Origin of the sequence: Sorangium sp. So ce394 (assembly GCF_051474665.1) — a bacterium.
Taxonomy (GTDB): Bacteria; Myxococcota_A; Polyangia; order Polyangiales; family Polyangiaceae; genus Sorangium; species Sorangium cellulosum_D.
The window spans coordinates 9,001,183-9,017,408 of sequence record NZ_CP150339.1; the positions used below are offsets into that span (position 1 = coordinate 9,001,183).

Below are 16,226 nucleotides of genomic sequence, written 5' to 3' on the forward strand. Positions count from 1 at the left end.
CGCTTGGGCGCGCAACGCCCCCCTGCGTGCCGAGCCCGATCAAGCGAAGCACCGGAGAGCTCGTCGCCCCTCCGCGAGCGCGCCCCCCGCCGCCTCAGATCACTCGGTCCAGAAGCGCCTCCCCCCGCTCGAACCTCCTCAAATTCACCAGGAAATGCTCGACCTGCGCCACCGGCTCCTCGCGCCGCCCGCCAGCGGTGTGCGGGGTGATGAAGCAGCCCGGCGCGCGCCAGAGCGGGTGATCCGGCGGCAGCGGCTCGGGATCCGTCACGTCGAGGTACGCGCCCGCGAGGCGGCGCGCCTCGAGCGCTTCGAGCAGCGCCGCCTGGTCGACCGTGGCCCCCCGGCCGACGTTGAAGAACCACGCGCCCGGCCGCATCCGCGCGAGCAGCGCGGCCGAGACCAGCCGTCGCGTGCCCTCGGCCTCGGGCAGGCTCGAGACCACGTGGTCCGCCCACGCGAAGGCGTCGCCGAGCTCCTCCCGCGCGACGGCGCGGCCAGGCTCGTCGCCGCGGGGACGGGCGCGCAGGACGCGGAGCTCCACCTCGAACGGGGCGAGCAGCGCGGCGAGGCGGCGGCCGATGGCGCCGAAGCCGAGGAGCAGCACCCGCCGGCCCCGGAGCAGCGCGCTCCTCGACCGCACGGCCGCGTCGGGCCAGCCGCGCGGGCCGCGCTGGTTCTCGAGGCACTCGGGCAGCCGCCGCGACGCGGCCAGCATGAAGGCGAGCGCGTGCTCCGCGCACGGGTCGGCGTAGACGCCGCTGCTCGTCGTGAGGACCGCGCCGCGGGCCGCGAGCGCGGCGCGCACCGCCGCCACGTCGTAACGGGCATAGCCGGCGGTGCTGAGGTGCACCCAGCGGAGGCGCGGGGCCGCGCACACGTCCTCCGGGTGCGGCTGGCCGAAGACCACGTCGGCGCCCTGCACCGCCGGATCGCGCCCGACCTCGGCGAGGTTCTCCGCCGATCGCGCGCCGGACAGCACGAGCTCGTGCGGCGCGACGCCCTCGGCGAGCACCCGCGCCGCCTCCTCGGGGAACACCATGGTGCAGGCGATGACCCTCCGATCCATGGCCGCCCCGCTCACCCGTGCACCGCCCGGCCGAACTCGCGCATCCACGCGTCCTCGTCCGCGGTGAGCGGGCCCTTCGCGAGCGCGTCGAGGTTCTCCTCCACCTCGGCGCGGCTCCTCGGGCCGGTCAGCGCGACGTCCACGTGCGGGCTGGAGAGCTGGAATCGATAGCAGTCGCCCGCCGTCATCGCCGGGCCCGACCAGCCGCTCGGCTTCTTCAAGAGGCGCCGCCACGCCGTCGCCGTGTAGGCGAGCACGCTCGGCCGCGCGTCGCGCACGTGCGGGAAGATGTCCCGCTCCGCCCCCGGATGCGCGGCGTTGTAGCGGATCATCAAGAGATCGAGCGGAGAGGACGCCGCCAGGCTGCCTGCCCGCGCGCGATCGTGGATGCTCACCCCGAGCGCGCCCACCTTGCCGCTCTCGCGCAGGTGCACGAGCTCCCGCTCGGTCGCGCCCGTCAACGCGGAGCCGACGCCGAGCCAGCTGAGCAGGTAGACGTCGAGGTGATCGGTCCCGAGCTCGCGCAGGAGCTTCTCGGCCCCGCGGCGCACGCCCCAGCCGAACCAGCCGATCTGCGCATAGCCGACCACCGCCACCTGGTCGCGCCGCCGCTTCAGCGCCTCGCGCAGCGGGTTGCCGAGCCCGCGCGCGCGCATCGTCCAGAGGAAGAGGTTGACGCCGCGATCCATCGCCGCGCGCACGCCGTCCTCGTCGATGCCGTAGTTCGCCGCAAGGCCGAGCCGGAAGAGGCGCTTGCCGCGGAACGCGGTGGGGGCGCGGTGGAGCCAGTCATCCATGCGCCGGCAGCTTACACCACCTCAGTCGATGTCGTCGTACTCCCGGTATCGGAGGCCCGGAATGCGCGGCGTGCGGACGTCGAAGCCAAAGCTGCGATCGACCGCCTCGAAGAGCTCGATCTTGTGCGCGAGCCCCTCGGGCTCCCCGCCGGCAAAGGCGCGGTGCCGCTCGCGCCAGCGGGCCTCGGACCGGACGAGCGGGTAGCCGCGCGTCGCCAGGGCGACGGCGAACGTCCCCGGGGCGAGACACCCCACGTCGGAGCCGTCGCCGCGATAGGCCTCCATCCGCGGCGACTCCACCCATCCGAGCCGATCGCCCTCGCGCGAGGCGCGGATGAGGTGCTCCGTCCGGCCGTCGACCACGACCCCGAACGCGGCCTCCCGCGCGCCGATCGCGATGTCGTGCGCGGGCAGCCCGGCGCGAACGACGAACGCGAGCGCGTCCGACCAGCCGGCGACCCACATGCGCAGGCCGAGATAGAAGCGCACGGCGGGCTGCCACGACCACGGGGTCTTGAGCTGCAGGCCGGGCACGCCGTGGGCCCGCGCGACGCCGTCCGCGCGGCGCAGCAGGGCGCTCGCGACGCCGTGCCCGCGGTGGGCGGGCAGCACGTAGAGGCTCGAGACCTCGAGCAGCGGCTCGCCGCGGGCGCCCGTCGACAGCGCGACGGCCCCGACCCGGCGGCCGCCCCGCGCGAGCCAGTACGGGACCGCGTAGCGCGCGCCCGCGTGCGGCGTGCCGAGCTGCGCGCCGTCGCGCGCCGCCCGCGGCTCCCACACGGCGCGCAGCTCGGCGCCGCGCGCCGCCGGGTCGACGCGCTCGAAGAAGCGGTTCTCGACGAGCGACGCGAGCTCGCAATCCATCCACGCGCGCGTCTCGGCGTCGTCCATGGCGAGCGGCGCGATCGCGCCGCCCGCGACGAGCGCCGCGTGGATCGCGCGCATGCGCCGGTCGACGGCGTCGTCCCCAGGAGCGCCCACCGCGCGACGCTACCACGCCGCGCGGCCCCCCTGAGCGGCGCTCCGAGGCCGACAGCGCGGCACACCGCCGCCGCGGCGGCGCGGCGGCGCGGCGGCGCGGCGTCCGCTACGCGCAGGAATCCCTCGCCGCCGCGCGGCCTGAGCCGCGGCCGACGCCGGCTGGCGCGCCCGGCGCGCCACACATTCGCCGCCCACGACGGCCCCGACCTGTGCGAAACTCCCCGCGACCGATGGGCCAGGACACCTCTCTCCGGTGCGCCGGCTGCGGCTCTCCGCTCCCGGAGAACGCCCGCTTCTGCCCCTCGTGCGGCCACCTCGTCGCCGCCCTCGACCCCGGCTTCGCCGCGACGGCGTTCCCGGCCACGCAGCTCGGCGCCGGAGGGCAGTCGCCGCCGCCCCCCTCGCTGCCGCTGCCGCCGGTGCGCCTCCTGCCCGGGACGGAGATCAGCGTCTACCGCATCGAGGCGACGCTCGGCGAGGGCGGCATGGGCGTCGTCTACCGGGCGCACGACCGGGCGCGCGAGCGCGTCGTGGCGGTCAAATGCCTGCACTCGAACCTCTCCGGCAACCCCGAGATCCGGCGCCGCTTCGCCCGGGAAGCGCGGGTGCTCCGCGCCTGGAACCACGACAACGTCGTCGCCGTCTACGACTTCGTGGAGCGCGAGCACCTGCTCGCGATCGTGATGGAGTATGTCGAGGGGTCGACCCTGGTGCGGCACCTCGAGCGGTGGCGCGGGCGCATCCCCTTCCAGGAGATCCGCGCGCTGTTCGGCGGGGTCCTCGACGCGATGGACGAGGGGCACCGGATGGGCATCATCCACCGCGACCTCAAGCCCGACAACATCCTGGTCACGGCCGGCAAAGACGGCCTGATGCCCAAGATCGTCGACTTCGGCATCGCCAAGATCCTCGAGGGGACGACCTACACGCTGAGCGGCGCGTTCCTCGGGACCTGCTGTTACATGTCGCCCGAGCAGGTGAAGAGCCCCCACGCCGCGGACCCGCGCTCGGACATCTACTCTCTCGGGGTGACGCTCTACAAGCTGTCGACCGGGCAGGTGCCGTTCGACAGCCCCAACCACTTCGCCGTGATGATGGCCCACGTCGCCGATCCGCCGGCGCCCCCGTCGTCGCTGCGGCCCGACATCCCGCCGGCGCTCGACCGGCTCATCCTCGACGCCCTCGCGAAGGATCCGGCCGGGCGGCCGGCGTCGTGCGCGGAGTTCCGGGCGCGGCTCGACGAGGCGCTCTCGGAGTTCGCGCCCGCCACGTCGCGGCCCTCGTCCGACGGGCGCGAGCTCGCGCCGACGGTCCGCGAGAAGACCGGCGAGCAGATGATCCTCGTCCCCGGCGGGCCGTTCCTGAGCGGGCAGCAGCGCAGGAAGGTCCACGTCGACGCGTTCTACATGGATCGCACGCCGGTCACGAACCGGCAGTTCAAGGCGTTCGTCGACGTGACGGGGTATCGCCCCGACGACGCCGACGCGAGCCGGTTCCTCTCCCATTTCCGGCGCGGCGAGATCCCGCCCGGGCTCGAGGAGCACCCCGTGGTGTACGTGTCGTGGGACGACGCGCGTGCCTACGCCAACTGGGCCGGCAAGCGCCTGCCGACCGAGGCGGAGTGGGAGAAGGCCGCGCGCGGCACCGACGGCCGCAAGTACCCCTGGGGGCGCGCCGAGCCGGGGCCTTCGCGCGCGAACTACGACAACCGCGAGGGCGGGACGGTGCCCGTCGGCTCGCTGCCGGCGGGCGCCTCGCCCTACGGCATCCTCGACCTCGCCGGCAACGTGTGGGAGTGGTGCGAGGACTACGACGATGCGCACTTCTACGCGGACGGCCCCTCGCACAACCCGCGCAACACGCGGCCTCCGGACAAGCCGCTGCTCGTGATGCGCGGCGGATCGTGGATGTACGGCGCGCAGTCGCTCCGCACCTGGGCGCGCACGAGCTTCGAGGCGCATTACCGCTTCGCCGGCGGCGGCTTCCGCTGCGTGCGCACGGCCTCGTCGAGCTGACCGGCGGGCGCGGCGCTCACGAGCGCCGGCGCGGCGGGCGCGGCGGCTCACGAGCGCCTGGCCAACCGGCGGCGGCGCGGATAGAACGCCGGGCGCAGATGAAGAACGCGATGGCGAGCGGCGGTGTCCGCGTGCGGCTGACCGGCATCCGGCGCGTCTTCCCGGTGCTCGACGACGCCGGCCGCGCGCTCCGGGGCAGCGGCTCCGGCGTCGTCGCGCTCGACGGCCTCGACCTCGACGTCGCGCCGGGCGCCTTCGTCGCGCTGCTCGGGCCCTCGGGGTGCGGCAAATCCACCTTGCTGCGCCTCGTCGCCGGGCTGGACCGCGCCGACGCCGGCACGGCCGTCGTGGAGGCCGAGGAGGGGCCGGCCGGCGCGGGCGGCGCGCGCGCGCGCGCGCCGATCGCGTACGTGTTTCAGGACGCGCACCTCTTGCCGTGGCGGAGCGTCCTCGAGAACGCCGCCCTGCCGCTCGAGCTCGCCGGCGCGCCGCCCGAGGAGCGCCGCGCCGCCGCCCGGGCCGCGCTGCTCCAGGTCGGCCTCGCCGACGCGGGCGCGCGGTACCCGGCCGAGCTCTCCGGCGGCATGCGCATGCGCGTGTCGCTGGCCCGCGCGATGATCACGCGGCCCCGGCTGCTGCTGCTCGACGAGCCGTTCGCCGCGCTCGACGAGCTCACCCGGAGCCGGCTCGACGACCAGCTCCGCGCCCTGTGGGCCGAGCTCGGCATGACGGTGCTCTTCGTGACCCACTCGATCACCGAGGCCGCTTACCTCGCCGAGCGCGCGGTCGTGCTGTCCCCGCGCCCGGCGCGCATCGTCGCCGACCGCACGCTGGCGCTGCCGGCGGAGCGGACCGCCGCGCTGCGCACCGAGCCGGCGTTCGCGCGCGAGGTGCGCGCGCTGCAGGAGGCGCTCGAGAGCGGCGGGGCGTGAGGGGCGGAGCGGGGGCGAGAGGGCCGTTCTGACGCGCGCAGGTCCACGCCGCCGGCGCCTACAGTGACGCCGAGATGGGCGAGGGATAGCCTCGGGGCCTGGTCCCCATACCTGAAATGGCGTACATTGATGCGCCAACATCGACCATCATAGCGACCCGACTCATGAGCGAGCACTCGAAGATCGAGTGGACGGACGCCACGTGGAACCCCGTTCGCGGCTGCATCAAGGTGAGCCCCGGCTGCAAGCACTGCTATGCCGAGACGTTCGCCGAACGATTCCGCAACGTGCCGGGGCATCCTTACGAGCACGGCTTCGATTTGCGGCTGATCCCAGACAAGCTCGCCGAGCCTCTTCGTTGGTCAGCGCCGAAGAGCGTCTTCGTCAATTCGATGAGCGATCTATTCCAAGATGGAATACCAACCGAATACATCGTCGAAGTCGCTCGCGTGATGCAGCGAGCGCCTTGGCACGTATTTCAAGTGCTGACGAAGCGCTCGGAGAGGCTGCGAGATCTGCTCCTGGGTCCCCTGCGATTCGCCTCCCGGCTACCCCACATATGGTGGGGAGTCAGCGTCGAGGACACGCACTACGGCCTTCCACGCGTCGATCATCTTCGCGCGGCGCCGGGGGCTGTCCGGTTTCTCTCGATCGAGCCCTTGCTCGAGGACATCGGAGAAATTGACCTCTCCGGCATCAACTGGGTCATCGTGGGTGGAGAGAGCGGACCTGGCGCACGACCGCTGCTGAGATCGTGGGTGGAGTCGATCAGGCAACAGTGCGACGAAGCTCGCGTGCCGTTCTTCTTCAAACAATGGGGAGGCGTCCAGAAGAGCAAGAACGGAAGAACGCTCAACGACCGGACGTACGATGCGCTGCCCCCGCGCCAGGTCGCGACGATCCCCGACCGAGCGGCACGTTCGACGCTCATCGGCGACGTGGAGCGCGAAGCAAAGAAATGGTCGAATGCTCCTCTCGTGAAGCTATCTCGTCGCGCATCTCGCGCACCCGATGTCGCTGCGGAGTGACATGACTACCCGTTCACCTTTGAGAGAGCCTTGAATCAGTCATTCTCGTTCTCCTGGATCGATCTCTCGATCTCCTCGGGATGGGCGTCGACATAAGACCAAGCGTTCACCAGATCGGCGGCGCGGAGGGTCGGAAAGTTGTCCAGGATCCGGGCCTCGCTCCAACCGAGGCGGCGGTGTCGCTCGAGCGCCCACACTGGAATACGGGTGCGCACGATGCAGGCGTCTCCACCGCAGACGCCCGGCCCCTCTTCTCGACGCCCGCGAACGCGCGCGTGAGGGCGGGGAACAGCGCGCGTGCGAGCTGCGCCTTCTCGGCGTCGCTGAGCTGCGCGAGCTCATGCTCGATCTCCTCGAGGGTCACCGTTATGCGCGGAGCGTAGGCTCCTCGAGGGTCACCGTTATGCGCGGAGCGTAGGAGGAACCCCTTCGCGAAGGAAGCCTGGCCGCGTCGCTCGCCGCGAAGCCGCGCCTCGCGGCCGTCGGGGCCCGGCCGCGAGCGGCGAGCTCCACCGGCGTCGCCCCGCTCCCCGAGCGACGGTTGCCACCAACGAAATCGCGGCGCCCGACCGGCACGCGCGGCCCGGCAGCACAGTTCCCGGCAGAGCCCGTCCTCTCCCCCCCGCCGCGGCCGCCCCGCACGGGCCGCGCGGTGCGGGACGCCTGGTCCGCGCTAGACTCTCGTCGGTCGACCATGGCCAACGCGATCCGCATTCATACCCAGGTCACCTCGGAGACGCTCCACATCCCGGAGCTCTCGGCCCTCGTGGGCAAGAACGTCGAGGTGATCATCCTCGAGGAGGAGCCGGCCCCGCGCAGGCCCACGCCGCCAGCGCGCAAGCTAGGAGCGCTCCGAGGCCTGTTCGACGTCCCGGAAGACTTTGACGCGCCCTTGCCGGAGGACATGCTGCGCGCCTTCGAGGGAGATGGCGAGCGTTGAAGCTGCTCCTCGACACCCACGTGTGGCTCTGGGCGGTGCTCGCCCCGGAGCGCATCGCGACGACGGCGCGCCAGCCATCGAGGATCCGCACAACACCCTCCTGATCTCCGCAGCCAGCGCCTGGGAGATCTCGGTCAAGCACGCGAGCGGCAAGCTCCCGCTCCCCGAGCAGCCGGAGGTCCTCGTCCCACGGGCGATCGCCGCGCTCGACGCGATCGAGCTCCCCGTAACCGCTCGTCACGCGGTCTCGTCCGCGGCCTTGCCGTACCATCACCGAGACCCGTTCGATCGCCTCCTCGTGGCCCAGGCGCTCTGCGAGGCCGCAGCGCTCGTCACGGTGGACGAGCTGCTCACCCGGTACAGCGCCACGTTGCTGTGGGCCGGGTCGTGATGGAGCAGCACCCCGGTTCCCGGTTGCTGCCCGCGATCGACCCGCCGGGGCTGCGCCCCCGCCGCGCCCGTCCCGCACGGCCCGCACGGCCCCGCGCGGCGCCCTCCCCTGCGCCGCGGACCCCGCCGCGGGCGACGCCCACCGTGGGCGGAGCTCCCACTCGGCGCACGAAGCCGCGCGCGAACGCGCTTCCATGGCGACAGCGCGCCCGTACAATCGCCTCATGCCCACGTGCCCCCGGCGGATAATTCCCCTCGCGCTTCCTTGGCTCCTGTTCGCTGCAGCGGCCTGCAGCAACCCCGAGATCGTGAACAACCCCGGCCAGGGCGGCGGGGGCGACGGCGGCGGCGGCAGCACGAGCGAAGGCACCGGGTTCGTCGGGACCACCACCGGCAGCGGCGGCGCGGGCGGCGTCGAGAGCGGCTGTGAAGGCGTGAGCTGTCGGCCCGATCAGCACTGCGAGGTCGAGGACGGACAAGGCACCTGCGTCAACAACACCTGCGAAGACCTCAGCTGCGACCCGACCGAGCGATGCCAGATGACCCCGGAAGGGGGCGCCACCTGCGTCGATATCGGCTGCGAGAGCGACCTGGAGTGCCCCTTCAACCAGTACTGCAACGGCACGATCTGCGTCGACGACACCTGCACCGCCGGCGAACGGACGTGCGACGGCGAGAGCCTCCTCGTCTGCGTCTCGAACGGCAGCACGACGCGCGAGCTCTTCACGTGCGGCGGAGAGGCCTACTTCGAGAGCACGTGCACCGACAGCGGCGCAGGGAGCGCGAGCTGCCCGTGCGAGGACGACTGGGACTGCCCCACCTTCGCCGCCTGCGAGGTCGGCTCCTGCACCGGCACCGGCGACGCGCCCACGTGCCTCCTCGACCCCGTGCCGTTCGAGCGCGTCCTGCCGCAGATCGAGATCCAGTGGGGAGGGCAGAACCGCGCCAACGCGAACGCGGCCGACAGCCCGTTCCCGACCTCGGCGCAGAACGTCATGACGCCGCTCGTCGCCAACCTCGACGACGACAACGGCGACGGGCTCATCAACGAGCTCGACTTCCCCGAGATCATCTTCACCACGTTCTGCAATTCGGTGTTCCAGAATAGCGGGGTCCTCCGCGCGATCCACGGCGGCGGCCCCAACAAGGGGCGCAACTACTTCGCGGTGCTCGGCGCGCTGGTATGGCACGAGGGCGACCCCATCGACACCCCCTACACCTGCAGCAACGCGACGCTGCTGCCGACCGCCCAGCTCGCCGTCGGCGATCTCGACGCCGACGGCATCCCGGAGATCGTCGCGGTCACCGAGTCGTACGGGCTCCAGATCTTCAGCAACACGGGCGAGACCCGGGTCCTCGCGAACAACCTCTGGGCCGAAGCGGACCTTTACAACGAGCCGGCCCCGGCGATCGCCAACATCGACGGCGCGGGGCTCCCGGAGATCGTGGTCGGCCAGCACGTGTTCACGCTGCGGTACGACTCGACGACCCGCGAGCTCTCGATCCTCGACCGCTTCAGGGGCGACGCTACGCTGATGAAAGGGGTTCAAGGGGACGCGACGAAGCTGACCAACCCCAACCGGCTCGGCCCCATCACGTGCGTCGCGAACCTCAACGACGACCACCGGCTGGAGATCGTCGCGGGCAGCACCGCCTACGCGCTGCCCCGCCCGCCGGACGGCGTGACGAGCAGGGCCGAGTGCGCGCCCCCCTATGCCGACGCCGAGGCGACGGCGTTCTGCAACGGGCAGCTCCTCGTGGTCTGGGATGGGCAGACCGTCAACGGCAGGGGCGACGGCGCTACGCAGATCCCGGACACCCGCCGCGACGGGTTCTGCGCCGTGGCCGACATCCTCGGGGCCGACCAGACCGCCGCCCCCGGACCGAACAACCCGCTCGACCAGAAGCCGGAGGTGATCCTGTTCAACAACGGGTACTTCTTCGTGCTCAACGGGCAGGACGGCACCATCAAGCGCCGGACCGTGATGGGCGAGGGCGCCCAGTTCGACGGCGGGGCGCCGAACGTGGACGACTTCGACGGCGACGGCTTCCCCGAGGTCGGCACGGCGTTCGGCGGGCGCTACGTGATGATCGACCTCCAGGAGCCGACCGCGGAGTGCCCGGCGTGGCCCAACCCGCTCAACGACAACGGCTCGGGCACAGCCAACCCCCCGCGCACCCCGAACGGGAAGGCGTGCACCACCGACGAGGAGTGCAGCGCCACCGGCGCGGCGACCTGCAACACGCAGGCGGGCACCTGCGTCTGCTACCACAACAGCTGGCTGCGCATCATCGAGGACGACTCCAGCCGCTCCACCGGGTCGAGCGTGTTCGACTTCAACGGCGACGGCGCCGCCGAGGTCATCTACAACGACGAGTGCTTTTTCCGCATCTACGACGGCGTGACCGCGAGCGTCCTGTTCAAGGAGCACTCCCCGAGCCGCACCCGGACCGAGTACCCGGTCGTGGCCGACGTCGACAACGACGGCAACGCCGAGATCGTGTTCGCCACCTCGAACGAGTCCGGCACCTGCGACGCGTTCGTCGATTCCAACAACGGCCTCGAGGTCTGGGGCGATCCCAACGACCTCTGGGTCTCGGCCCGCCGCATCTGGAACCAGCACAGCTACCACGTGACGAACGTGCTCGAGAGCGGCGGCATCCCCACGCGGGAGCCCGAGAGCTGGAAGGCGTACAGCGGCCGCGTCTACAACACCTACCGCTCGAACCCGCGGTCGTACGGGATCGCGCCGGACCTGGCGCTCAGCGGGATCCAGATCTCGTCCCCCGACGCGGCCTGCGGCGAGCTCACCGACAACGTCGAGATCACGGTGCGCGTCGACAACCTCGGCGACCTGCGCGTCGGCCCCGGCGTCGTCATCAACTTCTACGGCGAGTGGGACACCCCGGCCGTCGACGAGGCGCTCCTCGACGAGGCCGGCGCGCCGCTGCAGGCGGTCCTCCAGAGCAGCATCGAGCCGCACAGCTCGCTGCTCCTCACGGTGAGCTACAGCGCCGCGAACAACCCGCAGGGGACGCTGCCCACCCGGCTGCGCGCGGTCGTCGACGAGGGCGCCACCGAGCGCGAGTGCAAAGAGGACAACAACGAGGAGACCGTGGTCGTGGACGAGGGCGGCGCGCTGCCGGACCTCCAGATCGAGATCGGGCGGGTGACCGACGCGAAGTGCGAGCTGCAGCAGGTCGACGTCCCGACGGTCGTCAGGAACGCCGGCTCGGCGCCGGCCAGCGACGTGCGGGTCCGGTACTACGCCGGCGATCCCGGTCAGGGCGGGACGGCGCTCCACGAGGAGGTCGTCCCGGGGCCCATCGCGCCGGGGCAAAGCGTGAACCTCGTCGCCACCATCGACGAGTTCCCGTGGAACCTCTCGATCCTGATCTACGGCGTCGTCGACCCGGACGGCGCGATCGACGAGTGCAACGACGGGAACAACAAGGACGCCGCCTCGGACAAGGTCGTGTGCGAGCGCATCCGTTGACCCGCCAGCGCCCTGCCGCCGGGGCCTCCCGCCTGCGGCAGGGCGCGCGCCGCGCCGCCCCCGCGGCGGCCGGGCGCGCGCCGCGCCCCTGAGGCGCCGCGGCGGCGCACGAACCGCCCGCTCCCCGGGGCGCGGTGCTATGCCTGGGGCCCCCGCCGCGCCGCTCCCGGCCGCGCGCGCGGCGCGGCGCGCCGCTCCTTTCGCCGCGCGCCAGGCGCCGCGCGCCAGGCGCGACGCCGATCGATCGACCCAAGCCCCCAACCGCCATGCTCGGAACGTCCAACCTCGCGAAATCCTTCGGTGATCGGACCCTCTTCGAGGGCGTCTCGCTCAAGCTCAACGCGGGGTCCCGCTACGGCCTCGTGGGCGCCAACGGCTCGGGGAAGACCACCTTCCTCAAGATCGTGGCCGGCGACGAGCCCGCGACCGAGGGGAGCGTCAGCTTCCCGAAGGACGCCCGCGTGGGCGTGCTCCGGCAGGACCGGTTCCTCAGCGACGACCAGATCATCCTGGATCTCGCGATGATGGGCGATCGCGTCGTCTGGGACGCGCTCGTCGAGTCGCGCCGCCTCGCGGAGGAGGGCGGCGACGCCGGCCGGGTCGCCGACCTCGAGGACCGCATCCGCGCCCACGACGGCTACACGCTGGAGGCGCGCGCGAGCGCCGTCCTCGAGGGGCTCGGCATCCCCGTGGAGGCCCACAGGAGGCCGCTCTCGACGCTGTCGGGCGGCTTCAAGCTGCGCGTGCTGCTCGCGCAGGTGCTCCTCGGCGGCTCGGACGTGCTCCTGCTCGACGAGCCCACGAACCACCTCGACATCCTGTCGATCCGGTGGCTCGAGAAGTTCCTCGCCGGCTACAAGGGGTGCGCCGTCGTCATCTCGCACGACCAGCGCTTCCTCGACAACGTCGCGACGCACATCCTCGACGTCGACTACGAGACCATCACGCTCTACACGGGCAACTACGCCGCGTTCGTCGTCGAGAAGCAGGCGATCCGCGAGCGCAAGCAGGCCGAGATCGCTCGCGCGGAGAAGATCATCGCCGACAAGCGCGCGTTCGTGGAGCGGTTCGGCGCCAAGGCGACCAAGGCGCGCCAGGCGCAGAGCCGGCTCAAGCAGATCGAGAAGATCGAGGTCGAGGAGCTCGCCGACACGTCGCGGCGCACGCCGGTGTTCCGGTTCGCGATCCAGAGGCCGAGCGGGCGCGACGTGCTCGAGGCGCGCGGGATCTCGAAGTCGTACGGCGACAAGCAGGTGCTGCGCGACGTGTCGCTGTCGGTGCGGCGGGGCGAGCGGCTCGCGGTGATCGGGCCGAACGGGCTCGGCAAGTCGACGCTGCTCAAGATCCTCGTGGGGCGCCTCGCGGCCGACGCCGGGGGCGCGTCGTGGGGGCACGAGGCGCGCGTCGGGTACTTCGCGCAGGACCACCGCGAGCTGCTCGTCGACGGGTCGATGACGCCCCTCTCCTTCCTGTGGGCGGCGTGCCCCGACGAGTCGCCGAGCTACGTCCGCGGCCAGCTCGGCAAGGCGCTGTTCTCGGGCGACGACGTGGAGAAGAGCGTCGGCTCGCTCTCGGGCGGCGAGGCGGCGCGGCTCATCTTCTGCCGGATCATCGTCGAGCGGCCGAACGTGCTCGTCCTGGACGAGCCGACCAACCACCTCGATCTCGAGGCGATCCAGGGGCTCGTCGAGGGGCTCAAGGCGTTCGAGGGGACGGTGCTCTTCGTGTCGCACGATCGGTTCTTCGTGTCCGAGCTGGCGACGCGCATCCTCGAGGTCACGCCGAACGGGCCGCGCGATTTCCCCGGCACCTACGAGGAGTACCTGGCCGGCTGCGGCGACGATCACCTCGACGCCGACACGGTGGTGCTCAAGGCGAAGCGCGAGCAACAGAGGGCAGGCGCCGCGCCGGAGGCGGGCGGCTCGTGGGAGGAGCAGAAGCGGCGGCGCAACCGGCAGAAGGAGCTGCCCGCGCGGCGCGACAAGGTGCTCGCGGCCATCGAGGCGGCGGAGGCGCGGAAGAAGGCGATCCACGACCTCTATTGCAGCGACGGGTTCTTCGAGCGCACGGGGAAGGCGGAGATCGCGGCGCTCCAGGCCGAGGAAGAGGCGCTCGGGCCGCGCATCGACGCGCTCATGGCCGAATGGGAGCAGCTGGAGCAGGAGATCGCCGAGATGGGGGCCATCCAGTGATGCACCCGGCCCCGGTGGAGGGAGGGCGCGGCGCCGCGCCCTCCCTCCACCGGGGCCTACCGATGTGCGTTTAGCCGCTGGTCGGGCCGCTCGTCACGCGGGGATCTGCGCGACGTCCTCGCGGTCCCAGTGGCGGTGCTGCGCGATGGCGCGGAGGAGCTCGTGGGCGAACGGGGCGAGGCCCGCGGGGTCGCGCAAGGTGACCACGCCCTTGTCGGACAGGAGCGGCGCCCCGGCCTGCACGTCGGCCAGCGCGACGCCCTGGATGTCCGTCGCCACGAGGAGATCGACCGCATCGCCCGTCGCCCCGATCGCCTTGCAATGCTTGAACGCCTCGTTGATGAAATGCACCGCCTCCCCCGAGGCCGCGAGGGCCGCGACGCTGGCGCGCCCGCCGGGGACATAGACCGCATCGAACATGACGGACTTCGCCGTGAGCAGCGACCTGTCCGCCTCCACGGCGCTGCCGTCGTCGCCGACGATCGGACCGAGCCGCGTCGACACGACCTGCGCGTGCGCGCCGGCCGCCTCGAGCGCCGCTTTGACCGCCGCGAGCTCGGCGACAACGAACCCGTCGGCCACGAGCAGGGCGACGAGGCGGCTCTTCACCGTGTCCTTCACCGTGTTCTCCATGCTGAGCGCCGGCGAGGCGTCCACCGAGCGCTTGCCCGCGGCCTTGCCGCCCTTCGAAGGCACGTGGGGCTGGCCCGCGGGCGGGGCGACGCCGATCCCCTCGGCCACCAGCCGGCCCAGATCGGTGTCGACCTCGCCGAGCCGCGCGACCATGCGCTCGCGGATGTCCCGGCTCGCCACGTTGCCGAGCTCGAAGCGCGCCGCGCGGACGAGGTGCTTCTTCTCGGGCACCGAGAGGCTGTTCCAGAAGAGCCTCGCCTGGGTGATGTGATCCTTGAAGCTCTCGCTCCGCACGCGCTGCTTGAGCCCGAGCACCCGCTCGGCGTAGTGCACGAACGCGCCCGTCTCCCACGACGCCGTCATCGGACAGCCGCCGGCGAGCGAGTTCGGGACGTAGTGCGCCCGACCCTGCTTGATCCGCTGCTGCATGAAGCCGTCCCGGTTCTGGTTGTGCACCGGGGCCAGCGGGCGGTTGATGGGGATCTGCGGGAAGTTCGGGCCGCCGAGCCGCAGGAGCTGCGTGTCGAGGTACGAGAAGTTCCGGACGTGGAGCAGAGGATCGTCGGTGAAGTCGATCCCGGGCACGACGTTGGCCGTATGGAACGCGACCTGCTCGGTCTCGGCGAAGAAGTTGTCCGGGTTGCGGTTCAAGGTCAGCTTGCCGATGCGCCGCACCGGCACGAGCTCCTCGGGGACGATCTTCGTCGCGTCGAGCAGATCGAAGTCGAAGGCGAACTCGTCCTCTTCCTCGATGATCTGCACGCCGAGCTCGTACTCGGGGTAATCCCCCCGCTCGATGGCGTCCCAGAGGTCGCGGCGGTGGTAGTCCGGATCCCTGCCGGCGAGCTCCTGCGCCTCGTCCCAGACATGGGCGTGCACGCCGAGGAGCGGCTTCCAGTGGAACTTGACGAAGCGCGATTTGCCCTGCGCGTTGACGAGGCGGAAGGTGTGGACGCCGAAGCCCTCCATCATGCGGAAGCTCCGCGGGATGGCGCGATCCGAGAGCACCCACATGGCCATGTGGGTCGACTCCGGCATGAGCGAGATGAAGTCCCAGAACGTGTCGTGCGCGGACGAGGCCTGCGGGATCTCCCGGTCCGGCTCCGGCTTGATCGCGTGGATCACATCCGGAAACTTGATGCCGTCCTGAATGAAGAAGACCGGGATATTGTTGCCGACGAGGTCGAAGTTCCCCTCCCTGGTATAAAACTTCGTCGCGAAGCCGCGCACGTCGCGGACCGTGTCCGCCGACCCGCGCGAGCCGACCACCGTGGAGAACCGCACGAAGACCGGCGTCCTGACGCTCGGGTCCTGCAGGAACGCCGCCCTCGTGACCTCGGCCATCGAGGCGTAGACCTGGAAGTAGCCGTGCGCCCCGGAGCCGCGCGCGTGCACGACGCGCTCGGGGATGCGCTCGTGATCGAAATGCGTAATCTTCTCGCGTAGATGGAAGTCCTCAAGGAGCGTCGGCCCCCTGGCCCCGGCCCTGAGCGAATCGTCGGTGCTGTCGATCCGGATGCCCTGGTCGGTCGAGAGCACCGTGCCCGTCAGGTCCTCCCGGTGAGGCTCCAGGCTATCGATCTTGCTGTACGCGCTGCTCTCCGGGCCCGCGCCCTTCTCGCCTTGCTCGGCCATGCGTCCTCCCCATCCTTCCCGCCGGCTCCCGCCTGCGCAGGTGGCGATTGGATGCGAGAGCCGGGCGCGCGTCGCACCGGGGGGAGCGCGCCCGGGCCGGCGCGGGGAGCGGCAGAG

Annotated in this window: 12 protein-coding genes; 7 read left to right on the forward strand and 5 right to left on the reverse strand. The window is 71.8% G+C overall.

All coding sequences use genetic code 11. From position 1 onward, the window contains the following. Positions 1-94 precede the first annotated feature (94 nt). Genes WMF33_RS32965 through WMF33_RS32975 form a run of 3 tightly spaced genes read right to left on the reverse strand, consistent with a single transcriptional unit; the run spans position 95 to position 2,847 of the window. Entirely contained in the window at positions 95-1,069 is a 975-nt protein-coding gene (locus tag WMF33_RS32965) for a D-2-hydroxyacid dehydrogenase (protein ID WP_437332351.1), read from the reverse strand. An 11-nt stretch (positions 1,070-1,080) separates the two neighbouring features. Then, positions 1,081-1,866, reverse strand: a complete 786-nt coding sequence (locus WMF33_RS32970; RefSeq protein ID WP_437332352.1) for an aldo/keto reductase — start codon at positions 1,864-1,866, stop codon at positions 1,081-1,083. Between the two features lie 21 nt (positions 1,867-1,887). Beyond that, on the reverse strand, positions 1,888-2,847 hold the full coding sequence (locus WMF33_RS32975; protein WP_437332353.1) for a GNAT family N-acetyltransferase: 960 nt from the start codon (positions 2,845-2,847) through the stop codon (positions 1,888-1,890). A 230-nt stretch (positions 2,848-3,077) separates the two neighbouring features. Between WMF33_RS32975 and WMF33_RS32980 the strand changes: the two genes are divergently transcribed. The 3 genes from WMF33_RS32980 (at position 3,078) to WMF33_RS32990 (ending at position 6,822) form a co-directional block, all read left to right on the forward strand. Further along, positions 3,078-4,862: an SUMF1/EgtB/PvdO family nonheme iron enzyme gene (locus WMF33_RS32980; protein WP_437332354.1), complete on the forward strand. Its 1,785-nt coding sequence runs from the start codon at positions 3,078-3,080 to the stop codon at positions 4,860-4,862. A gap of 98 nt (positions 4,863-4,960) precedes the next feature. Beyond that, on the forward strand, positions 4,961-5,794 hold the full coding sequence (locus WMF33_RS32985) for an ABC transporter ATP-binding protein (protein WP_437332355.1): 834 nt from the start codon (positions 4,961-4,963) through the stop codon (positions 5,792-5,794). Positions 5,795-5,958: 164 nt separating this feature from the next. After that, complete coding sequence (locus WMF33_RS32990; protein ID WP_437332356.1) at positions 5,959-6,822, forward strand: DUF5131 family protein; 864 nt, start codon at positions 5,959-5,961, stop codon at positions 6,820-6,822. A 35-nt stretch (positions 6,823-6,857) separates the two neighbouring features. Here WMF33_RS32990 and WMF33_RS32995 read toward each other — a convergent pair whose 3' ends face one another. Further along, positions 6,858-7,037: a DUF433 domain-containing protein gene (locus WMF33_RS32995; RefSeq protein ID WP_437332357.1), complete on the reverse strand. Its 180-nt coding sequence runs from the start codon at positions 7,035-7,037 to the stop codon at positions 6,858-6,860. 479 nt (positions 7,038-7,516) lie between these two features. Between WMF33_RS32995 and WMF33_RS33000 the strand changes: the two genes are divergently transcribed. The 4 genes from WMF33_RS33000 (at position 7,517) to WMF33_RS33015 (ending at position 13,841) form a co-directional block, all read left to right on the forward strand. After that, the gene (locus WMF33_RS33000; protein ID WP_061623394.1) at positions 7,517-7,762 is read left to right on the forward strand and encodes a hypothetical protein; all 246 of its coding nucleotides are present in this window, start codon (positions 7,517-7,519) and stop codon (positions 7,760-7,762) included. 22 nt (positions 7,763-7,784) lie between these two features. Next, a complete protein-coding gene (locus WMF33_RS33005; RefSeq protein WP_437332358.1) occupies positions 7,785-8,153 on the forward strand; it encodes a type II toxin-antitoxin system VapC family toxin in 369 nt (122 codons plus the stop codon). Between the two features lie 307 nt (positions 8,154-8,460). After that, a complete protein-coding gene (locus tag WMF33_RS33010; protein WP_437332359.1) occupies positions 8,461-11,649 on the forward strand; it encodes a CARDB domain-containing protein in 3,189 nt (1,062 codons plus the stop codon). Between the two features lie 266 nt (positions 11,650-11,915). Next, entirely contained in the window at positions 11,916-13,841 is a 1,926-nt protein-coding gene (locus tag WMF33_RS33015) for an ABC-F family ATP-binding cassette domain-containing protein (RefSeq protein ID WP_437332360.1), read from the forward strand. Between the two features lie 93 nt (positions 13,842-13,934). On the opposite strand, the gene WMF33_RS33020 is transcribed toward WMF33_RS33015, so the two are convergent. After that, on the reverse strand, positions 13,935-16,109 hold the full coding sequence (locus WMF33_RS33020; protein ID WP_437332361.1) for a catalase: 2,175 nt from the start codon (positions 16,107-16,109) through the stop codon (positions 13,935-13,937). Positions 16,110-16,226 lie beyond the last annotated feature (117 nt).